Annotated in this window: 21 protein-coding genes; 13 read left to right on the top strand and 8 right to left on the bottom strand. The window is 69.6% G+C overall.

What is annotated here, in order from left to right; all coding sequences use genetic code 11:
* The first annotated feature begins 226 nt into the window (after positions 1-226).
* Both ACYP53_RS42710 and ACYP53_RS42705 read left to right on the top strand, forming a co-directional pair.
* Positions 227-1,714, top strand: coding sequence for a pyridoxal phosphate-dependent decarboxylase family protein (locus ACYP53_RS42710; RefSeq protein ID WP_459651462.1), 1,488 nt, complete (start codon positions 227-229; stop codon positions 1,712-1,714).
* Positions 1,711-2,379 (top strand): hypothetical protein, encoded by a 669-nt coding sequence (locus tag ACYP53_RS42705; protein ID WP_459651461.1) that lies wholly within the window; start codon positions 1,711-1,713, stop codon positions 2,377-2,379. Before ACYP53_RS42710 ends, ACYP53_RS42705 begins: the two co-directional genes overlap by 4 nt.
* On the opposite strand, the gene ACYP53_RS42700 is transcribed toward ACYP53_RS42705, so the two are convergent.
* A complete protein-coding gene (locus ACYP53_RS42700; RefSeq protein ID WP_459651460.1) occupies positions 2,337-3,077 on the bottom strand; it encodes a phosphotransferase in 741 nt (246 codons plus the stop codon). The two genes, ACYP53_RS42705 and ACYP53_RS42700, sit on opposite strands and share 43 nt — an antisense overlap.
* Positions 3,078-3,974: 897 nt before the next feature.
* Between ACYP53_RS42700 and ACYP53_RS42695 the strand changes: the two genes are divergently transcribed.
* The 6 genes from ACYP53_RS42695 (at position 3,975) to ACYP53_RS42670 (ending at position 8,829) form a co-directional block, all read left to right on the top strand.
* Positions 3,975-4,106 (top strand): hypothetical protein, encoded by a 132-nt coding sequence (locus ACYP53_RS42695; protein ID WP_459651459.1) that lies wholly within the window; start codon positions 3,975-3,977, stop codon positions 4,104-4,106.
* Between the two features lie 369 nt (positions 4,107-4,475).
* Positions 4,476-5,426, top strand: coding sequence for a helix-turn-helix domain-containing protein (locus tag ACYP53_RS42690; protein WP_459651458.1), 951 nt, complete (start codon positions 4,476-4,478; stop codon positions 5,424-5,426).
* Between the two features lie 93 nt (positions 5,427-5,519).
* On the top strand, positions 5,520-5,915 hold the full coding sequence (locus ACYP53_RS42685; protein WP_459651457.1) for a hypothetical protein: 396 nt from the start codon (positions 5,520-5,522) through the stop codon (positions 5,913-5,915).
* Between the two features lie 669 nt (positions 5,916-6,584).
* Positions 6,585-7,496 (top strand): nucleotidyltransferase family protein, encoded by a 912-nt coding sequence (locus tag ACYP53_RS42680; protein WP_459651456.1) that lies wholly within the window; start codon positions 6,585-6,587, stop codon positions 7,494-7,496.
* Positions 7,493-8,137 carry a Cap15 family cyclic dinucleotide receptor domain-containing protein gene (locus ACYP53_RS42675; protein WP_459651455.1) on the top strand — a complete coding sequence of 215 codons (645 nt, stop codon included), beginning with the start codon at positions 7,493-7,495 and terminating at the stop codon, positions 8,135-8,137. The genes ACYP53_RS42680 and ACYP53_RS42675 overlap by 4 nt, the downstream gene beginning before the upstream one ends.
* A 326-nt stretch (positions 8,138-8,463) precedes the next feature.
* On the top strand, positions 8,464-8,829 hold the full coding sequence (locus tag ACYP53_RS42670; protein WP_459651454.1) for a hypothetical protein: 366 nt from the start codon (positions 8,464-8,466) through the stop codon (positions 8,827-8,829).
* 52 nt (positions 8,830-8,881) lie between these two features.
* On the opposite strand, the gene ACYP53_RS42665 is transcribed toward ACYP53_RS42670, so the two are convergent.
* Together ACYP53_RS42665 and ACYP53_RS42660 are read right to left on the bottom strand one after the other, a co-directional pair.
* Positions 8,882-9,256 carry a hypothetical protein gene (locus ACYP53_RS42665; protein ID WP_459651453.1) on the bottom strand — a complete coding sequence of 125 codons (375 nt, stop codon included), beginning with the start codon at positions 9,254-9,256 and terminating at the stop codon, positions 8,882-8,884.
* Positions 9,257-9,299: 43 nt separating this feature from the next.
* On the bottom strand, positions 9,300-10,907 hold the full coding sequence (locus tag ACYP53_RS42660) for a restriction endonuclease fold toxin-2 domain-containing protein (protein ID WP_459651452.1): 1,608 nt from the start codon (positions 10,905-10,907) through the stop codon (positions 9,300-9,302).
* Positions 10,908-11,693: 786 nt separating this feature from the next.
* On the opposite strand from ACYP53_RS42660, the gene ACYP53_RS42655 reads away from it, so the two are divergent.
* The gene (locus ACYP53_RS42655) at positions 11,694-11,921 is read left to right on the top strand and encodes a hypothetical protein (RefSeq protein WP_459651451.1); all 228 of its coding nucleotides are present in this window, start codon (positions 11,694-11,696) and stop codon (positions 11,919-11,921) included.
* A 355-nt stretch (positions 11,922-12,276) separates the two neighbouring features.
* Here the strand turns inward: ACYP53_RS42655 and ACYP53_RS42650 are convergent, their stop codons facing one another.
* Positions 12,277-12,786 (bottom strand): hypothetical protein, encoded by a 510-nt coding sequence (locus ACYP53_RS42650; protein WP_459651450.1) that lies wholly within the window; start codon positions 12,784-12,786, stop codon positions 12,277-12,279.
* Complete coding sequence (locus ACYP53_RS42645) at positions 12,786-13,580, bottom strand: NucA/NucB deoxyribonuclease domain-containing protein (RefSeq protein WP_459651449.1); 795 nt, start codon at positions 13,578-13,580, stop codon at positions 12,786-12,788. The genes ACYP53_RS42650 and ACYP53_RS42645 overlap by 1 nt, the downstream gene beginning before the upstream one ends.
* Before the next feature lie 822 nt (positions 13,581-14,402).
* On the opposite strand from ACYP53_RS42645, the gene ACYP53_RS42640 reads away from it, so the two are divergent.
* Positions 14,403-15,665, top strand: coding sequence for a hypothetical protein (locus ACYP53_RS42640; protein ID WP_459651448.1), 1,263 nt, complete (start codon positions 14,403-14,405; stop codon positions 15,663-15,665).
* A gap of 229 nt (positions 15,666-15,894) precedes the next feature.
* On the opposite strand, the gene ACYP53_RS42635 is transcribed toward ACYP53_RS42640, so the two are convergent.
* Together ACYP53_RS42635 and ACYP53_RS42630 are read right to left on the bottom strand one after the other, a co-directional pair.
* A complete protein-coding gene (locus ACYP53_RS42635) occupies positions 15,895-16,182 on the bottom strand; it encodes a hypothetical protein (protein ID WP_459651447.1) in 288 nt (95 codons plus the stop codon).
* Positions 16,179-16,607: an HNH endonuclease family protein gene (locus ACYP53_RS42630; protein ID WP_459651446.1), complete on the bottom strand. Its 429-nt coding sequence runs from the start codon at positions 16,605-16,607 to the stop codon at positions 16,179-16,181. Before ACYP53_RS42630 ends, ACYP53_RS42635 begins: the two co-directional genes overlap by 4 nt.
* A 116-nt stretch (positions 16,608-16,723) precedes the next feature.
* Here ACYP53_RS42630 and ACYP53_RS42625 point away from each other — a divergent pair, with 116 nt between their 5' ends.
* Genes ACYP53_RS42625 through ACYP53_RS42615 form a run of 3 tightly spaced genes read left to right on the top strand, consistent with a single transcriptional unit; the run spans position 16,724 to position 20,633 of the window.
* Positions 16,724-17,845 (top strand): tyrosine-type recombinase/integrase, encoded by a 1,122-nt coding sequence (locus ACYP53_RS42625; RefSeq protein WP_459651445.1) that lies wholly within the window; start codon positions 16,724-16,726, stop codon positions 17,843-17,845.
* Positions 17,842-20,040 (top strand): tyrosine-type recombinase/integrase, encoded by a 2,199-nt coding sequence (locus ACYP53_RS42620; RefSeq protein WP_459651444.1) that lies wholly within the window; start codon positions 17,842-17,844, stop codon positions 20,038-20,040. The genes ACYP53_RS42625 and ACYP53_RS42620 overlap by 4 nt, the downstream gene beginning before the upstream one ends.
* A complete protein-coding gene (locus ACYP53_RS42615) occupies positions 20,037-20,633 on the top strand; it encodes a DUF6262 family protein (RefSeq protein WP_459651443.1) in 597 nt (198 codons plus the stop codon). Before ACYP53_RS42620 ends, ACYP53_RS42615 begins: the two co-directional genes overlap by 4 nt.
* Here the strand turns inward: ACYP53_RS42615 and ACYP53_RS42610 are convergent.
* Entirely contained in the window at positions 20,605-20,898 is a 294-nt protein-coding gene (locus ACYP53_RS42610) for a hypothetical protein (RefSeq protein WP_459651442.1), read from the bottom strand. The two genes, ACYP53_RS42615 and ACYP53_RS42610, sit on opposite strands and share 29 nt — an antisense overlap.
* Positions 20,899-20,951: the final 53 nt, after the last annotated feature.

The raw sequence follows: 20,951 nt of genomic DNA, 5'->3' as shown, positions 1-20,951 counted from the left end.
GTCAGGCCGAGCATAGTCCTAGTCCTATCGCGGTTGGCGGTGGGGCGCATCATCGTTGTTCCCCGCCGGGCGACCCCGGCCCCTTACCGCTGCCCACCCGCACCGGGCAGCCGTCAGCAAGCCGTGCCGGGCACCACAACGGCCCGGCAGCGCCCCCGCCTCCTCGGCCTCGGAGCCCGGCGGAGGCCTCCGGTACCACCCGCCCAGCCCACACCCGGGAGGAACCATGCACGCCCTCACCCCCGACACCCTGGAACAGGCCACCGAAATCCTCCAGGACGTCGTCACCGCCGGCCTGGCCCACAAGAGCGCCGAGACCGTCTACGCCGCCCGCGCCACCACCGGACAACTGCGCGACCTGCTGCTCACCGACCTACCCGACAAGCCGTCCAGCCCCGAGCAGATCTGGCGGGAGATCACCGACACGGTGCTGCCGTACTGCGTCAACATGAACTCGCCCCGCTTCATGGGCTTCGGCGACACCGGCGCCGACACCGCCTCCCTCGCGGCCGGCCTGTTCGCCGTCCTCGCACAGCAGAACCTCATCAACCAGTCCTTCTGCTCACCGTCCGGCACGTTCACCGAGATCGCCGTGCTGCGGTGGCTGCGCGGCCTGATCGGCTACACCAACCCGCGCGCGGACCAGGTGACCTCGGTGTGGGACGCGGGTGGGATCACCACCTACGGCGGCACCGGATCCAACGCGGCCGCGATGATGATCGCCCGCGAGCACGCCGTCCCCGGCACCCTCGCCCGCGGCGTCACCGACCCCGACCGGTTCGCCCTGATCGTCCCCAAGGGCATCGGCCACTACAGCGTGAAGTCCGCCGCCACCTGGATCGGCTGCGGCGCGCACATCACCGAAGTCGACACCCACGCCTTCCGCTACGACCTCACCGCCCTCGCCCGCGCGGTGAAGGCCGGGCGCGGCCGGACCATGGCCGTGGTCGCCTACGCCGGCGACTCCCGTACCCAGACCGTCGACCACCTGCGCGCCGTCGCCGAAACCGTTCGCGAACACGACCCCGACGTCTGGCTGCACACCGACGCCTGCTGGGGCCTGATGTGCGCCCTCACCCCAGGCCTGACCCACCGCCTCGACGGCATCGACCTCTTCGACTCCGTCACCGTCGACCCCCACAAGGTCCTGAACGTCCCCTACGGATCCTCCGCACTGCTGCTGCGCGACCCGGCCGCGCTGCGCCTGATCTCCTCCTACTCGGACCTGATCATGCAGGAGGATTACGCGTTCGGGCAGGTCACCCCATTCATCGGCACCAAGGAGTGGACGTCCCTGCGCGCCTGGGCCGCACTCCGTGCCCTCGGCCGGCAGGGCCTGGCCCAGACGATGGACGACCGCCTGGAGCGCGCCCGCCGATTCGCCGATCTGGTGGACGCCCGGCCCGGCCTGCTGCGGCTGAACGAGCCGGACATGTGCGCGGTAGCCTTCCTCGTCCTGCCCGACGGCCACGACCCGCAGGCCCCGGACATCGAGCGGATCAACCACCTCAACCGGGTCGTCCACGCCCGGATCCTCGATGAGGGCCACTGGCACCTGCACCACTTCACGATCCCCGACGACACGGGCCGCGTCCGGCGCGGCGCCCTCCTCGCCCCGCTGCGCTTCGTCTCCATCAACCCGCGCGTCACCGAAGCCCACATGGCCGAGGTCCTCGACTACGTCACCGCCCTCGCCCGGCAGGCCCAGCGGTGAACGCGCCCTTCGAGGACGCCGCTTGCCTCGCCGGCTTCCCCGGCGGCTACGCCCTCGCGTACGGCTCCCACGCCACCGCGACCCACCGTCCCGGATCCGACCTCGACCTGCTGTACACCGGCGGCGCACCGCTCACCGCCGAGCGCCTGGCCGACCTGGTGGAGCAGGTGAAGCGGCTCCACCGGCGGCACGGGCTCGACCTGGACGACGAGGTCCCCTACGAGACGAAGCTGTACGCCACGCTCCACCAGGCCGAGCAGGCCGCCGACGGCGAAGGCTTCACCCCCGGTGAGGGCACTCCGGCCACCGTCCGCGAGACCGCGTTCCTGAGCACCGACTCGTTCCGGCTCCGGCTGGTGTTCAACGCGCTCACCACGCCGAACGTCTTCCTCGCCGGGAACCCGGCCGCCTACCGGCGGCACACCGTCCGGGCGGAGCGCACCGCCGCCCGCCTCGCCCACACCCTCCACGGGGCGAAGAAGGTGACGGTGGGCCAGGCCGCAGAGGCCCTGCTGCACGCCCCGGACGGGCGCACCGGCAAGGACTATCTCGGCTACCTCCACCCCGCGCACCTGTACGCGGTCCTGGCCCGGGGCTTCGCCGACCTGGCCGCCCGCGGCTCCTACAAGACCACCGCACCAGGCGCCTTCCAACCGGTGCGGTGAGCGATCCACTCACGCCCCGCGGCGGCGGCCCGGGCCCGGTAGGCGCCGAGCGCGCCGCCGGGCCCGGTGCGCTGCTGCCACGCCCAGTACCCGGTGATGGCGACCGCGAACCCGGTTACCTCCTCCGCCGGGGCCTCCCGCCAGGCCGGCACCGCCTCGGCGAGCAGCCGCTCGGCACCGGCGGCGGTGTGACCGGCCAGGACCAGCTGCGGCAGCAGGAACGCGGCGTCGACCCAGGCGGCGCCGCGCGCGAACCACGACCAGTCGATCACCCTCACCCGGCCGCGTTCGAGCAGCATGTTGTCCGCGCGCAGGTCGCAGTGCAGCAGGGTGTCGCCCTCGGTCGCCCTGACCAGCGCGGCCGGATCGTCGAGCTCGGCCAGCTCGGCGGCGTGCTCCAGGTCCCAGCCGTCCAGGCCGTCCCGGACCAGGCGCTGCCAGTGGCCGGCCAGGGTGTCGGCGAGCACGGAGAACGGCCCGGCCTCACCGGCCGGGCACGGTGTCAGCAGCTCACCGAGTCCCGCCACTGCCGCGAGCACCGCGCCGAGCCCCGGCGATCCGGGCGCGAGATCCGGATTCGTGCCGTCGACGTCCTCGAAGCCGAGGACCAGCCAGCCCCCGGTCTCCACCGTCCACAGCAGCGCAGGGGCGACCCGTGAGGGAAGATCCGCTCCTGCGGCAGCCTCCGCCCGATACATTCCGCCGCCCCGTCCGCCGCCGGCACACCCTTGATGAATACCCGGGTGCCGTCGGCGAGCCGCAGGCGCGCGGCGATGCCCGGGGTGAACCCGCCCGACGGGTAGTCCACGCCCGTCACCCGGGCCCGCGAACGCTCCTCGACAGCCGTACGGACAGCGGGAGGAAGGTCGTCCCAACCGGGACGGCCGGCAGGCGGCGTGGACACCATGATGGCCTCCGGGGTCGACGGGTGGGCCGACCGTACCGCGCACACCACCGTGATCGCCGCGAATTCTGTGCCGGTGACGGCCCGCACGGGCGCCGTCTACCGCCGCTGACCCGCGCGAGCGCACGCCGGATACACACCGCCGGAGACGATCGACGAGCCGGCCACACGGTCGTGGTGGCCGGCGTGTCCGCTCTAGTGGGAATACCCGTTCAGGCGGCGTATGTCTGGGAGGTGGACGGCCGGGGCTGCGGGAGTTTTGAGTTTCGTCCGGTTGGTACTTGCGCTGGCCGAAATGAGCGGCACGCCACGGCTTCAGGTCGCTTGTCGGGGATATTGGCCCGAATTTGCGCCACCGATGATCGGTACTGACCGTCTTCGGGTGGTTGTGGGATTGAACGGTGGTATCGGCGGTTCGTTTACGTGATGAACGCTCGACACAGCGTGTCGGACAGGGAGGTAGGGTCCCCGTACGGATGAGCCCCGGACCAATGGCCTGGTAACCGGGGCCGGGGCTCAGCCGCTGACACATCATCACGATCAAGGAGTTCCGATGACTCTTGACCGCAGTGGCCGACGGGCTCTCATGCTCCCGGCGGCGGGATGTCCCGAAACTAACATGCCTGACCTGCACAGCCGCCAAACCCGACAGGTCGTTGACTGCTGGGCAATGTTGAGGTTTGGGCTTCTGGTGGCCGTTCCGGGAGCGCTCGCCATCGTCATTCACGGACAGGCGCTCTCCTACGGCGGCGCCCTTGCCTTGGCCTCCGCCGGCGCCGTCGCCAACCGCTCCTACGTCTGCTACCAGCGACGCAGCCTCTGACATTCCGCCAGGCCCGGGGTTCACTGTGCTGGTTCTGCCGCGCCGGTGCCCCGGGCCCGCCGCCGGCTCCCGGCCGGAGCATCCGACGCTTTTCGCACGCGCGACTGCGTCAGATTCCTCTTCGCTGCGTTGCAAACCGCGCAGCGGGCTCACCCTATAGCGCGAATCTTCAGTGGAAGGGACGACCCGCAGATGCCTGAGGCCCGGCAGATTCTGGTATGCCAGCAGTGCAACAACGACTTCACCCGCACCAGCGTGAAGGGCCGACCTCAGCGCTTCTGCACGCCGCGCTGCCGTGCGGCCTCCAGCCGCGCGGCAGCGCGGCGGGCTGCCGCAAGCGGACTCCAGCCGGAGCGCGGCCTGTACGACGTGACCGTCTCCAGGCTGTCCCACCAGGTCGTGACCCAGGCCCGCAGGCTGCAGAGGCTCGCCGACTCCCAGGACGACCGCACCGGCCCCTGCGCCGAACTGGAACTGCTGACCCTGCTGCGCGGGGAGCTCGAAGCGCTCACCACCGCAGTGGTGCTCCAGGCCCGCGAGCGGAAGGTCAAATGGGCCATGGTCTCGGAGATCCTCGCCGTCAGCCCCGGTACGGCCCGCTCCCGGTGGTCACCGGAGAACGGCGGCCGCTCCCTGCAGCACCACGGGGATCGCCAGCGGACCGCAGCCGAGGCCGCCCGGCGGCGCGGCGCCGGCACCCGCCGACGCCGTGCCCCAGGTGACCACGCCATGCCGGCCGGCAGCCCCACCGACCCCGAGGCCCAGCTCACCAGCGCCCTTTCCCACCTGCAGCGTTCGTCAGGCAAGTCCATGAGCCGCATCGCCGATGAGACTGACCTCTCGCCGTCGTTCGTCTCCCGGCTCATCTCCGGTGAGCGCTTCCCTTCGTGGCCGACCGTCCAGCACCTCGTGACCGCGTTGGGAGGGGAACCCGAGCACGTCCGGCCGCTGTGGCAGGCGGCCCGCGGGGAAGGGATCTCCCGGCCCTTCCTGCCGGGCCTGCCGGGCGCCCGCCGGTATGCAACCGCCGGGCTCCAGGCGACCGTCCAAGGCCTCTACCTGGCCTCCGCGTGCCCTCCCGAGCAGGAGGTTGCCAGCCGGGCCACTCGGCAGGTGACCGTCGCCCAGGTCGCCTCAGTCCTCGATGGACGGGGCGTGGAGTCCTGGACGATCGTCTCCGCCGTGGTCGAAGCCCTTCGAGGCCACCCCGACCAGGTCCGCCCTTGGTGGGAGCGTGTCCAGCTCTCCCTCAACCCCACCTGGACGCCGCACGAGACGAACCCTGGCATCTCAACCCACTGCGCCGGCGCGTTTGGTTGACCGGTGATCGCCCTCACCCTAATCGCCGCCCCGCGTCCGATCCCGGGGAGACCCATGCCGACTGCGTCCACTCACCAACCCGGCCGTCCCGCCGTGACCCACCGTCTTCCCGAGATCGGCCTGCGCGCCCTCTACGAGCTCTACCACCAGCGCTATCTCGATTACGCTCACCTTCTCCTCGGCCCCACGGACGCCCACCTCGCCCTGCGCGCCTCCTTCGAGTACCTCGCCGAGAGCTGGTCCGACATCCTGGGCGCCGCCAATCCGGCCGAACGTATCTGGCAAGCCGTGCGGCAACGGATCCACCTCCTAGCGGGCCCGAGGCCTCTCCAGCCCGTCGCTCATTTGGAGCCGGCCCTGCAAGACGCCGTCCTCCTCCATCTGGCCCTCGGATTCCCGATTCCGGACGTGGCGGCCATGACAGGTGCCGAACCGGCCCATGTCCGCGCTTGGCTGCGCTCTCTCGGCGCACCGGCAAAGGAGAGCTGACGATTGGGGCGGCAGAGGCCCCGCCGCTTGGTGCCGCGTACCAGGGCGCCTGTGCAGCTGTGACGATGCGATCGGTGTAAGCCCGGTATGCCTTGTGGCTGGCCGGAGTGGCCGCCGCCAGCGGCAGACGGCTCAAGCACACCTGTACCGGCGCCTGCCCGCCTGGCCCTGCGCCGCTCGCCGGAACACCGCCGTCGCCGCCACGCCCCGGGCCCTGCTGGACGCCCCGCCCAGCGCCCTGGCACTGCAGGGCGTGCCGACCGCCGACACGATGCCGAGCCCGGCTCCACCTCCTCCGATCCTGCCCGAAGCTCTGGTCGCCCGGCATCACCGACTGCGTCTGGCCGCGCTCCGAGCCCTGCCCGCCGCCCGGGACTGCCGCGGCCCAGGGCGGCTACGCCCTACCGCGCCGCCGTGCGCTGACCACGGGGACGTCCCCTTGTTTCGTCCCGTCCGTTGAACACGCTGAGCGCTCCCACCGTGGCACGCAACTGCGTCTCCTCCACACCGCCTGGCACGCACACCCCCGCAGCCCTGGGCACCGCACGATGAAGCCCTTGGGCGGCCGGGCCCGTACAGAGCCCGGCCGTCCTTCCCGCGTCACGAGGGGCTCCGTTGTCAGTCCCTGGAGGTAGGGTGCCCGCCACCGTCTTGAGCGAGGAGCACCCGTTGGCACAGCGTCTGAGCGCCGCGGAGCGGCAGCAACTGATCAGCACGTGGATATCGCCGTCCACCGCGGCCGAGGCGGACCGCCAAGCCAGGGCGGAGCGGATGGTGAAGGAGGCCATAGCCGCGCATGGGGCCCTCGACGACGTGCGTAGCAGCATCACGGTCGCGGCCAAGGGCTCCTACCCGAACAACACCAACGTGCGCTCTGACAGCGACGTCGACATCAAGGTGCAGCTCAACAGTCTGTACTACTACGACTTCGCCCCCGGTGTCGTCCCGAACCGCTCCTCCAGTTCCTACACCGGCCGGTGGACTCCCACGCTGCTGCGTCAGGAGGTCGGCAAGGCGCTCGTGAACGCCTTCGGCTCCGGCGTGGACGACAGTCACAACGTCGCCTTCTACGTGCCGCCGGTGGCGGGGAGCCGGCCCAACGTCGACGTGGTTCCGTGTTTCGAGTACCGGCTCTTCACCGACGGTGCCGGCATCGGCTTCCACACCGGCAGCGTGGTGTACGGTCGGGATGGCAAGCGGATCGTCAACTGGCCCGAGCTGCAGCTGACGAACGGCCGCGCGAAGAACTCCAACACGGGCAACCGCTACAAGTTCGTGGTGCGGGTCCTCAAGTCGGTGGAGAACGAGCTGTGCCGGCAGAAGCTCATCGAGGCGGTCCCCTCGTACTTCTGTGAGTGTCTGATCTACAACGTGCCCGACGCCGTCCTCAAGGCCGGAGACCTCGACGACGCGGTCCGGGAGGCACTCGCCGACGTCTACTCCCAGCTCGGAAGCCGGTCGGCGACGATGTGGGAGCCGAACAGGATGAAGCTGCTGTTCGGCCCGCAGCAGAAGTGGACGGTGGACACCGCCCGCGAGCTCGTTGGGCAGGCCTGGGTCTACCTCGGGTACGGCCAGTGAGCCCGGCGACCACCGTCCGCACGACGGCCTCCCTGCTCACCACCGCCTACACCTTCGCCCTGCCGCTGCTGGGCATCACGCCCACGGAGAACGTGAAGTACCTGTTCGCCTACCTGCCCTCGCTAATCGGTTACGGCGTCCTGATCTTCGACAAGTGGGCCTGGCGCTGGTGGGGCATCCACCGCATCACCGGGCACCCCTGGGTCGGCGGCACCTGGCGCTCGGTCCTCACCCCCGCCGCCGAGAGCCACATCCCCGCCGGTGGTAACCGCGGCCCCATCACCACCTACCTCACCGTCGAGCAGACCTACTGGACCCTCCACGCCACGCTCCGCACGGCGGAGAGCATGTCGCGCTCGAACAACGCGACGATCGTGAAGACGGACGGCTCGGGGATCGCGGAGGTGCGGTTCCTGTACGAGAACACACCGCGCACCGAGCACCAGGCCCGCAGCCCCCGGCACACCGGTTCGTGCCAGCTGTCCGTCACCGGACGGGCGCCGCGCAGCCTCACGGGCAGCTACTTCACCAGCCGCTTCACCGCCGGAGACATGGACTTGACCCTGGTCGACCGCTCCACCGAGTACGCCACGTACGCCCTTGCCCGGGCGGCCGACCGGCAGGCGTCGGCCACACCCTAATGGGACGCGTCGGGCCGTGAGGGAGACTACGGCCCGTAGCCGCCAGCGGGTGAGCACCTGGACTCTGCCACGGCCGCCGACATGTTCCGTTCGGACCGCGAGATCCTCGCTTACCCGCACCGCACCGGGGAGCCGATCCGTTCGGGGGAGTGAGACGGGCGGGGGCGACGGTGACGCTTCCTCAGATGCGCCCGACCTGCCAAGATCCGCTGGTGAAACATGTGACTTACCGTCTCCATCCGGCACAGATACGCCGCCAGCGGATCTTCTCGACGCTCTTCCTGGCCGGTGGTGCCTACCTTCTGTACCGCGGTTCGCTCTTCCCGGTGAACGTCCGGACTGCCGCCGTCATGGCTTCCGGCGTTCTCCTGATCATCGGTGGACTCCTCCAGGTGAGGGGCGCCTTCAGCAGCGTGAGCTTCGACGAGCGCGAGATCCGGTGGACCGGGGCGCTGGGCTCCCGCAAGCGGTTCGCCTGGGCGGACATCACCAACGTCGAGGTCGGGAAGAACCGCAACCGCCCCGATTCCGGGGACGTCGTGCGGGTCACCCACCGGGAGCACGGCGACTTCAAGCTGCCGGCCGTGATCGGCATGCCCGGCGCCTGGCGCGACCCGGACTTCGAGACCAAGGCGGCCGACGTCATCGCCGCCTGGCGTGCGGCGACGGCGACGTCCGAGCCCGCGGCGTAGCCGGGCATACGTGGCCCCTCGTTCGAGCTCGTCATGGCCGCCCTGCGCGTGCCTAGGCCGGGAGACTCGCGATGAACGCGTCGAGGCCTCCTGCCAGATCGAGGGGCTGGAGGTCGACGTCGTAGTCGATCCACCACACGACGGGCACCTCGGGCGCCAGGTCGTGCAGCACCCTGTAGATGACGGTCAGGGGCCCGACGGGCGACCCCCGGTCCTCAAACGAGAACACGGCGTGCCGGAGGTTGAACGACAGCTCCGCCGGCCGCCCGGGTTCGACGTCCGCCACGATCTCCAGGAAGCCCTCGAACGCGCTGCCCACCATGGCGTCCGGCCAGTACACCAGGACGCGTTCCTTCACCTGCTCCCCGGTGAAGGCCCACGGCCCGACGCGCTCGCGGTCGGCACTGATGTTGAAGCTGGATCCCACGTAATGCTCGTTTCTCTCGGTGGCGCAGGCCGGGTATGGCCGGTCAGGGCTCGATGCGGACTCGGCCGGTTACGCCCTGCGCCGTCATGAGGGACTGGAAGTAGGCGGAGGCCTGAGGGTCGTTCGTGATGAGTTCAAGGTGGTTGACCTTGTTCCTGGGGTCCTTCAAGGCCGATGCGTACTTCTCCAGTTTCGTGGACTCCCCCTGCATGGTGTGCTCGTACGCGAACTCGAAGACGCCGTCCGCGTTGTCCAGGCGGAACGGGGACTTGCAGCTCTTCTGCTGGCCGATGTACTTGGCGTCGATCGCGGCGCCATCCTCGGGGCGGACACCGTCGGCGTCCATACCCAGCTCGCGCCCGGTCGGGTCCGTGACGTCGGTGTAGAGCCGGTACTCCGTCGACCCGGCCACCCTGACCTGGTACGCCCGCCTCGCGTTGATCTTCGGATCGGGCTTGTCCGGGGGCTTGGGCGCATGGGGGCCGTTGGCCTGGAACGTACGGCCGTCCTGCTCCATCTGCGTCATCCACGCCCGGATCGCGGCCTGCTCCTGCGGGGGCAGCAGCGGGAACGGGCTGGTCGGGTCGTGCGGCAGCGGCGGCATGCCAGGGGTGACCGTGAACGGCGGGGGCTTGGGTGCGGGTGCTGCCGCCGCGTCGCCCGCCCCGGCCAGCACGACGGCCGCGGTGGCCGTGGCGGCGGCCGCTGCTCCCACCGGGATCAGGCTCGCCGCCGCGCTGTCGACCACGGCTGCCGCCTCGGCCAGCACGGCGAGTTCCGCGCTGCCCTCCACGGCTGCCGTCATGGCAACCGCTGCGGTGCCGGCCTCGGCTGCGATCGCCGCCTCCCCTCCGGCCGCCGCCACGTCGGACCCGCCGAGGGTGAAGACGGTCAGCAGGATGCCCGCCCCGGCGACGATGCCAGCGGTGATCGCGAGGTCCTCCAGCGTGTCGCGCAGGCCTTCGACCTCCTTCGCGTACGCCTCGCAGGCCTGCCCCAGCTTGAAAGCCGCGTTCGTGATGCTGTTCAGCAACGGGCCCTGCGTGGCGCAGCCGTCGTGCATCTTCGCCCAGTTCTGCGCGAAGCTCGTGACGGCGCTTGACGTGCTGGACGCGGTTACCCGCTGCACCCTCTTGTCGCCCTCAACTCCCAGCCGGCTGACGAGGCTCGCGAAGTTCTTCCAGTCGCTCGCCGCCTGGCGGAGCTTGCCCGGGTCACCCTGCGGCCAGAACTTCTTGAGGAAATCATGGACCGCGCCGCTGCCGTTGTGGCCCACGGCGGAGTTGAGCTTGGCCTTGGCCAGCTCCTCGTCGCACGCCGGGTCGGCGGACGCAGGGAGCTTCTGCGGGGCCATCATCGAGGCCGCGACATCGGCGTCGGTCTGCAGGTAGTTGACCGCCATGGTGTACAGGCCGTTGGCAGTTCCGCCGAGTTGGCCGACTGCCTGAGCCATCGCATCGGCGATCCTCTGAGCCGCGGGATCGTACGTGGCAGCAAACTTCTTACCGGCGTCGTCATCGCCGGCCATGCCTTTGACCTCGTCCATGGAGAACACGAGGCTGCGGTAGAGCTGCGCAGCCGTGTTGTGCAGATCGGTAAACCCGGCGGAGGAGAGAATCATGTCCACCGGCTTGACGTGAAAGCTGGTCATCAGGCCCCCGATTGTCTGTCCTCGCTCACGGTAGCAACCACCGGAACGGGAACGGGAGTCGACCATGTCGGCCGTCCGCCAGAGGGCCGGAGCACTGGGCGTCCGAACGGGTAGACGATCCGGTCCCAGTTCAGCGCTGGATCGGGGGCGAGCTTCCGGCCGACGGCCAGAGGATCAGCGCCGGCGAGACGCAGCTCGACGGCGTCGGCCTGTCGCTGGGCGATCAATCCGCGTCTCCGTCGGTCACGGCCAGGAGACCGAGCCGGCCGGGGCCACCACGTACACGGACCCGGCGGTGCAGCTGGCGGTGTCGAGCGGCCAGTCGTCGACGTTCCGGGTATTCCACACCGGGACCAACGGATTCGTGCTCTACACGGAGGTGACGGTCAACGCGGGTAGCCAGACGCCCCAGGTGCGGCCCGGGTGGGACCAGGTCCCCAAACGGCGTGGCGACGCCCAACACGATGGCTGTGTCCGTGGTCGCGCTCCCGAACGCAGCACCCTCTTGACCTACCGGGGCTCCAACAGCGACGAGGAGTGGAGCATCTTCCTCAGCGAGACGTCGAACTCCTGGATCGCCCCGACCAGGATCCCCGATTCGAGGAGTGACTTCCCCCTGCACCGCGAAACGGACCTCGGCTCGTGGGACTCCCACTGGCGGGGCACCATCATGGGCACCTGGCTCGGAACCGATGGCCAGGTCAACGTCATCCGTCAGACCTATGGGCAGGGCAAGTGGTGGGGGCATGAGATCCCCCCGGCGTCCAGGGCGAGGGCTCACCCTCTGTGGGGATCACGGACAACGGGGAGGGCCAGGTGGCCGTCCGCCGGGTCGGCGACAACCGGATCGCCCTCACCCGGGTCAATTTCAACGGTGGCTGGCAGGGAGGGTGGGACCTGGAGCGGAACGGCTTCACGGCCCGGGCCTTCTCCCTCTTCGCCTACCAGGCGGCAATCTACGTGCTGGCAAACGCCAACGGCCAGGTGTACTGGAAGCAGACCGGGCAGTACTGACGCCCGCCCGCAGCGTTCCGCGGAGCCGACTTGCGGGAAGCCGTGATCTCGGACCTCGACCTCTCGCAGGCCTTCGTCGACGGCGCCGAGCTCGATAGGGTGGGCCGGTACTTGGAGAAGCAGTAGACGCTCCCGCTGCCGGGGCGCGGCAGCCCCGCACCAGGAGTCCGGCGCTGACCGCGTCGTGCTACCACCGGGGCCGGCGCAGGCCGAGGGCGGTCAGCGCCCTGACGTCATGCGGCCGCAGGCATTCGTCCTGAGTGGCCGTTCGGTCCAGCCGGTCGCTGCTTTGCTGCCGCAGGTGACAGCAACGGTGCCTCGGCTGGGGCTCGCCGTGGCCGAGGCACCGTTGCTGTCAGGCTGTGCGGACGTGTGCGCCGCGTCGGTCGGTCAGCTTGTGTCGGACTTCGGGAACCACGGGGTGCGGCCATGCCTGGACCAGGTAGAACTCCACCGGGTCGCCGTAGTTGTCTTCCAGGTTCAGGCCTTCGTTGCGGCCCCGGACGTGGACCCGGACCCGGTAGGAGCCCGGGCCTGGGGCGGACAGGTGGGGGAGGCTGGTGATCGGGTCGTCATGGAAACCGTGTCCGACGAAGCTAGCCATCGGGGTGGTGAACGTCATGCTGACGTCGACGATGTCGTCCCACCCGTCGAGTGTGAGTGCCGGTTCTGTCGGACACGCCTCGTAGGTGAGCGCGATCTTCCCGAAGGCGGTGCCGGTCAGGATGGTGGCGTGGTTCTCGCCGCCGCGGGTCTGGATCAGCCCGTTCAGCCCGGTGTAGACGTCGAGGGCGGGCTCGGCGTCGGGATCCTTGATCCAGAACTGGGAGTGCGACACCCGGGTCTCGATCGAGAAGGCGTTCATCACGCCGCCACGTAGAACTTATCGCCGTTCAGCACGCGCTGGGCCGCGTAGAAGGCGCTGAGCGTGCCGCCCTGGCTGTCGTTCTCGGCCTTGGGTACCCAGACGGAGCCGCTGTTCGGCGGAGGCGTCTTGGCGGCGCCCTCCAGAGTCGTGGCGAACGGGTACTCGTCGCACGACCACACGGTGCCGGCGGGTGTCGTGGGCTTCGGGACACCGGGTACTGGGCAGGCCGCCTTCCGGTTGTCCGACTCCACCGTCGGGGAGGTCGAGCGGGTGAGCGGGTTCGGGCTGTCGGGCTGGCCCATGTGAAGCGGCGCGCTCTGGACCTTCCGGATGCCGGCGGAGATCGTCGGCAGGTAGCGCATGTCCGTCACCGGCCGCCCGTTCGGCATGACGCAGCCAGCCGTTGATCCGGGGACCTGGTCATCGCATCGGAAGTACGGGGAGTTCCAGTCACCGGCAACCTCGTTCCCGCCCAGAGGGCGGATCGTGATCTTGTAGGTTGCTTCGGCGCGGTCCTGCGTGGAAGCCGCGGGGCTGTCGGTGTAGGCGTCGTTGGAGTAGAAGGAAGCCCCCTGGCCGATCCGCCCGCCGTTGTAGAACGAGAGGGGCTTGCAGGCCACGCTGGTGCAGCCGGTCGTGTAGGTGAAGTCGGCGCCGACGGCCTGGCCCCACACATAGGGGAAGTCGACCTGGAAATAGCCGTAGACCTGTGTGCTCTTCGGATCGGCCTTCAGATAGTTGGTGACCTTGTAGGTCATCCCCCCGACCGGCGTGCCGTGCTCGTCGGTCATCTCCCACTGGCTCGTCTGCGTGTAGCAGGCCTCCGTCCGGTTGACCTCCCATTCACTGGTGCACCACGACGGGATCGCACCTTGACGTGGTCCCGGAGCCGCAGACGCCGTGAGACCGGCCAGCATCCGCGCGCCCTCCAACTGGTCCGCCACCGCGGTCCCGCAGCCGGCCGCCCCGCCACCACAGAGCGACGTCCCACCCGAACCCGCCTGCGGACTCCCTACCGCCTGGACAGCCGGCCCAGCGCCAACCCCTGCCCCCATACCCGCCGCCTGCGCGCTGCCAGTCACGCTGATCAGCGCGGCAGCGCTGGCAAGAGCGGCGATCCCGCCGATCACCCGTCGGTCTGCACACCTCACTGAAGCCCCCTTGTCTGCGGATCGCTCCGCGTCCCCGACAGCCGCGACAAACAGGCACAACGCCCGTCTGGAGGCCGCCGACTATGCATCGTCTACCGCCGAAACGGCACCGGACGGCATCGTGCGCCATCCATCCAAAGACCACGGGCCAGACCGAGCGGACGGTTCAAGCGAACTGACGCTACGTCAATACGTGTGACGCGGAGACGGACCCGCCGAGGCACCGCTGCCTCGCGTCCTCAGGCGGGCACGCCGTTCGACGTCGCTGTTCCAGGTCGCCTGGACACAGGCGCGTTTCCCCTGGACACGGTCCCTCTGGGCTCCTTCGCGTCGCCGTACCCGCTGCCCGGCTCGGTTGCACCAGGTTTCCGCTTCGGACGTCCCTGACGGGGATAGCGGCGGGTGTGGCGGGTTCCGGCGAACACCCGGCGGCGGTGCGTGCACGCCTCTACATTGTCCGGGGTGACGATGCCGCCGATCGCGTGGGTGCATACTGCCCGTACCCGAGTCTCGCCGCTGATGCCGCGGGCCCGCCTCAAGGAGACTCTGGCCGGCAAGGTCAGGAAGGACCGGGCCCTCGCGGCGAAGAAGGCGGTACCCGAGGCGGAGGGGGCGCGGTTGGATGCCCGGGTCCGTGGTGTGCTGCTGCGCTGGTACTGCGCGAGCACCGTGGCGAGGTGGCGGATGCGGGGGGTGCTGTGGGTGGTTGCGGCCGTCGCGGTGGCTGTCGCGACGAGCAGCCCGTGGGCACGTCGTCCCCCGCACCCGACGTTGGGGGAAGCGGTCGACTTCGTCGTGGCTGGTGTGGTCTCGGCGGGGTTGGGACTGCTGATCATCCTGATCGTGCCGGTGGCTGGGACGGACGTGCTGTGCCGGCTGGTGCCCGGTCTGAAGTGGGCCGAGGCGGTCATGTCGTTCACGGCCGTATGCGCCTCATCCTTTGTGTTCCTGACGGCGATCGTCCAGGGCCGCCACCGGCTGCTGACGCCTCTGCCGGGCGACACCGTGGCGAGGGCCAACGGGCAGTGGGCCGGGATGCTGGCCGCAGGGCTGGCCTCGCTTGTGCTGGGCGGCTACCTCCTGCTCTACAGCCGGGCCCGGGCCATGGTCGCGCGTGTGGTGTGCCGCCCGTTCGACGCGGTGTGTGTCCACCTGGCACGGCTGGTGGCCGATCTCCACGAGAAGCGGCACCGCTGGTTCGCCGCTGAGGACGTGGCGGGCTGGTCAAGGCGACTGGAGGAGATCGCGGTCGGGGTGGAACGCGCTGGCATGTACCCGGGGCGCATCCATAATGCCGGGCCCGAGGTGACGGCAGCCCTGCGGCTGGAGAACCTGCGGATCGCCGCTGTGTTCCGCGCCCACAAACGCGACCTCGCCCAGGCCCACAGCGCCGCCGCCGTCGACGAGGTCACGGCCTCGCTCCTGAACGGACTGCGGGCACTGATGGCCGGGGACCGCGCCGCCCTGCTGGCGGGCGCGCCGTCCGACGTCGCGGTGCCCGGCCGCCTCGCGCGGTGGATGCCGCGCCTGGCTCCGGCGGCGGTGTTCGCCGCGGCCGCCGTCCTGCTGCCGATGGTCCCGTTCGTGGCGGACATCCCCGGGATGGCAACCAGCCTGCGCTGGACCTTTGCCGTGATGGCCGCCGTCTCGCTCGCCACGATCCGCCAGGACGTGGCGGCACAGGTCAACGAGGTCTTCGGCCGCGCCGTCCCTTGGGGCAAGTGATGCCCGCAGAAGGCCGGTTGCGGACGGTGTCCTTGACGGGACGGGACGGGACGGGACGGGGCATCGGGCCGGGGCGGCGGGACGAGCGCGCTGGTCCGCGGCGGAAGGCTGGCAGCCCACTCGGCCCTCGGTCCGGTGCGGGCGTGCTCCAGGCCGGCCTGCGCGGTTCGGCGGCCCTGCTTCCTGTAGCTGCGGTGGTGCCCGGTCCTGAGGCCGGGCACCACCGGGTTCAGTGGGGTGCGGTGGCTTCGTGGCCGGTGCGGACGGCGTCGAGGACGCGCTGGTGGTAGCCGGCGAGGGTTGTGTTCTCGGTTAGGGGGGTGGGGGTGCCGGTGAGGGTGTACCACTCGTCGGCGCCGGTGTACTGGACGGCGACCCAGGCCTGCCGGTCGGGGAAGGCGGTGGTGACGACGGTGAGGTCGCCGGTGATGGATCCGACTTCCTCGGTCATCACGCCGCCGGGGCCGGCGGTGACGCGGTCCTCGTACCGCTGGGTCGGGGCCGAGGGGGTGCTCACTGGTCGCAGGTGTCGAGCATGTCGGCGAGGGCGGTCTGCTCGTCGGCGGTGATGTTGAGGTGGAACAGGCTCTTCACGTGGATCCAGGCGCGGGAGTAGGTGCACCAGTAGGAGCGCAGCGGCGGGCGCCACGCTTCGGGGCCCTTGTCGCCCTTGGAGCGGTTGCTGGCCGCGGAGACGGCGACGAGTTGGGGGTCGGTGAGGTCGTTGGCGAAGGCCTTGCGGGTCTTGGTGTCCCACTCGTCGGCGCCGGAGCGCCAGGCGTTCGCGAGGGGGACGACATGGTCGACGTCGAGGTCCTTGGAGTTGGTGAAGGTCCGGCCGTCGTACGGGCTAGTCCAGTACCCGTCGACGGCCTGGCACTTGTCGTTCTGGACGACGTCCTGGCCGTCGCGGTCGAGGACGACTTCGCGGGTTATCTGCATGCACTCCGTGACTTCGTGCCACATGGGCCACAGAGGTAGTCCGCCTCTGTGCCTCACCGTTGTCGACCATACGGTGAGGGACAAGAGCGACAGATGATGCAGGAGAGCACCACCGCATGTTCAGAGCAGAGAAGGCGATCTCCCCGACCACCGGGGCGGTCACCTGGCTCCTCGTCGACGAGGAGACGTACATCCCCCACCCGGAGAGCCTTGAGTACTCCATTCACCTGCGCGCCAAGAGCCGCTCGCCCCACACCCAACGCAACTATCTGCCCCGCGTCGGGCGGTTCCTGAACTGGTGCTCCGAACGCGGCACCGATTGGAGAACTGTCTCCCTGGGTGAGATGGCCCGCTACAAGTTCCACGTCGAGCAGACCCCGGATCCGCGCACCAACCGACTTCCGACCGGCAAGACCGTCAACGCCGTAGTGGGTACCGCCTGCGGGTTCCTCCGCTGGTGTGCGGCCACCGGCAAGGTGGCACCCGAGATCGCGGACACGTTCAGCGAGCCGCGATTTCTCCAGTACACGCCCCGGGGCTTCGATGAAGGCGAGGACGGCCACTTCCGGCACGTCAACGCCCGCGTCCTGAAGGCGGCCGAGATCGAGCTGCCGCCCGCAGTCCTGCACGCGGAGCAGGTCGAACAGATTCTCTCCGCGACCCGTACCGCACGCGACCGGTTCCTTCTCGCGCTGCTCCTGGGGACCGGCCTGCGCATAGGCGAGGCGCTGGGCCTGCGGCGCGAGGACATGCACTTCCTCCCGGATTCCCGGCACCTCGGTTGCTCGGTCACGGGGGCGCACGTGCACGTCAGGCCGCGGCAGGACAATGCGAACGGAGCCCGGGCCAAGGCCGGGCGCCACCGGCATGTCCCCGTTGAAACAGCCGTGGTCGTCGCCTACCGAGACCACCTGGTCGAGCGCGGCACCGTCCGGCAGGCCGAAGGCTGCGACTTCGTGTTCGTGAACCTGACTTCCCGGCACATCGGCTCGCCGATGTCTTACTCCAACGCGAAGCAGATCATCGAGCGGGCCGGTAACCGCTGCGGGTTTCGCGCCCGACCGCACATGATGCGCCACACCGCAGCAACCACCTGGATCCGCCGGGGCGTCGACCCTGACGTGGTGCAGTCCCTGCTGGGCCACGTTTCATCGGCAAGCACGACCATCTACCTCCACGCCAGCGATGAGGATCTCCGCGCGGCGGTCGACTCGGTGGCAGCGGGGGTGGGCCGGTGACCGCCGCCCACGATCACGCCGTACGCCCTCTGAACCCGACTGGAAGGCCGGACTGGGCAGAATGGCTCACCGAGCGCCTTGACCCGCACTGGCGGACAGGAGAGTGGGATCCCAAGAGCCTGCTGTTCACCGCGGACCTCGACAACCCACGCACCCGGGCCTTCCCGTGTCGCGTGGTCGCGTGCCAGTCGGTGGTCGAGGGGCCACAGTCCCACTGCCAAGCGTGCCGAGCCGTCAGCCAGCGTCGCGGGCATCCCAGCGAATTCGACACGACGCACATCCCCTCCCTGCCCGCCATGCGCCAGCCGAATGTGGGGATCGGCTCTCAGCCGGGACGAACGCAGTTCTCCCTCGCGGACCTCTCCCCGGCAGTGGGAGCGGAGATCCTCTTCGGCCTGCAGCAACGCGACACCGAGGACCGGCCGATCGCACCCGCCACCATGCGCCGCACCATCCAGGCGATACCGCCCGACCTATGCTCTCTGCTGGAGCTCGATGCTGCGTTCCCCGCGGCCCGGCTCCCCAAGACGACGCACACCCTGTTTCACGATCTGCAGGTCAGGCTCCGCCGACTCCGCGCGCAGTACGAGGGCGCCGACCCGACGCTCGACGACGTCTGGGACTGCGCTCTGGTCGGTCTGCTGTCCGCGCCCAACCGCCGCTATCCCGCCGTGAGCGGGCACCTGGACTTCCGGGCGATCCGGCAGACCTGGCTGCGCGAGATCGTCAAGGAGTACGGACGCGCGGTCCGGCCCACAGTGGCCGAGCTGCGGCGCACGGCCAACGTCGCGGCACTCGCCTCGAACGCACTGATTTCCAGGCCAGCAGCCCAGACTCCACACTCGCTCGGCCTTGCCGACATGACCGCCGTTGTCGAGGCCATCAAGATCGCCCGGAACCCGAAGGACGGCAGCGACTACTCGCAGGCCCAACACAAGGCAATGCTGGGCTGGTGGCGCCGGCTCATGCACTACGCACGCCAAGCGGGCCTGATGGACGACGTCCCAGGTGCATTCGCGCTCAACCCCGAGCTGCACGGCATCGAGGTCGTCGACACTGCCGAGGACGAGAGCGGACGCGCGATCCCTGAGCACGTCATCGCCCAGCTCGACCAGCACCTGCACCTGATGGGCTCCAGCTTCAAGCACGCCGGCTGGCAGGCCGAGGACTTCGCGGCCATGTACCAGGAGGTCTACCGCATCATCCGCGACACCGGACGCCGCCCCGAGGAAGCCACCTCCCTCAAACGCGACTGCCTGCAGTGGACCGATGGCAAACCCACCTTGATCTACGACAACCGCAAACGCCGGCGCCACGGCCGACGGCTTCCCATCAGCCCGGAGACCGCCCGACACATCGAGCAGTGGCAAAAGCGCCGCGACAGTCTGCCGGAGATGCCCGGCTGCGAGAAGTGGCTCTTCCCCGCGCCCGGAGCCAGCAGGAGATCGAAGGTCAGATACCTGACCCCGCACTACTTCTCCGCCAGGGTCTTCCGCGACTGGGTGGACAGCATCCCAGAGATCACCGGCGACCGCCTCGACGACGATGGCAACCCTGTCTCTTACAACCGCTCCGAGGTCATCGTCTACGGACTGCGGCACGCCTACGCGCAACGGCACGCCGACGCAGGAACCCCCATCGACGTCCTGTGCAAACTCATGGACCACCGGTCACTGGACGTGACCATGGGGTACTACACCGTCTCCCAGGAACGTCGCCGCAAGGCCGTCGAGACCGTCTCGGGCCTGGCCTCCGACCGGCACGGCAACCCGAGAGGCTCCAGCGACCCGCTCGCCTATGAGCTGCGGTCCGTGGCCGTGCCCAACGGCGGCTGCACCGAGCCCAGCAACGTGAAGGCCGGAGGCGGGCACTGCCGCATCCGCTTCCAATGTGCCGGCTGCGACTTCTACGAGCCCGACCCCTCCTACCGTCCTGCTTTGGAACAGACCATCGCCGACCTGCGAGCAGACAGGGAGGCAGCGATCGCCATGGGCGTCGCCGACTGGGTCCTGGCGAACTTCGATCACCAACTAGACTCCTATGCAAAGGTATTGGCAAGCATGGACGACCGCCTGGCGGAACTGGAGCCCCAGGAACGGGAGGCAGTGGAAGCCGCGTCGAAGGAACTCCGGAAGGTCCGCGCCGCCCAGGCGTTCTTCCCTGGCGACACCCTGGAGATCAGGAGGGCCCGATGACGGACGCCGCCGATGCCGCCCGCGAGGCCCGTGTGCAGCGACTGCGGCAGGCACGGGCTGCGGACAGCAAGGCCAAGACCCGACGCAGCCTCGATGCCGTCGCCGGCATCCTCGCCGCCGGCGAGCGGGTCACGGTCGCCAGCGTGGCCCGCAAGGCCGCCGTGTCCACCTGGTTCGTCTACAACCGCCCCGAGGTTCACCAGGCAGTGCAAGCAGCCGCGCAGGAGCAGGCACGACACGGTCTGACGGCTGCGGCCGTCATCCCCGTGCAACGCGTCAGCCAAGCGAGCCTGCTCACCGACCTGGCCCTCGCCCGCGAGGAGATCAAGGATCTGAAGACCGAACGGGACCGCCTGCGCGAGCGGGTCAGACTCGCGCTCGGCGCCGAGATTGACGACGTCCAGCGCGGCGAGCTCCTACGTCGCATTCGGGAGTTGGAGAGCCACAACGCGCTCCTGGCCGCAGAGCTTGCCGAACAGACCGAGCGGGCCGGCAGGTTCGAACGCCGGACTGTCGAGCTGGAGGACGAGGTCACCGCGGTCCGCAGAGTCCTCGCACGGTCGATCAGAGTCGTTTCGCCATCGACAAGGTAGCCGTGTCGCGGCTGGGCTGCTGGCCGCCAGACAACCGGCCAGCAGCCCAGCTGCTTCTGCATGCATCAGCACGGATCAGCGCCGCGACCGGATTTGATCCCTTTTTTACTCGTCCCAACCAATTGTCGCTGACCGCTGGTACGGCCGACACGGCCAAATGAAGCAGCTCTTTCGGCGGAACAAATGTTGCGAACTCGCGCGGCATGGGTGATTGTTTTGCATACATATAGATTTCGCGGCCACCCATGGAGAATGCCTGATGCAAAGCGTTCGAGTCTCCGGCTTCAAGCCCAGCACATCTGGATTCCACTTCGCAAA

This window comes from Kitasatospora sp. Ki12 (assembly GCF_054601375.1).
Note: the sequence above shows the minus strand (reverse complement) of the source record. Positions and strands in the feature narration are given on the sequence as shown.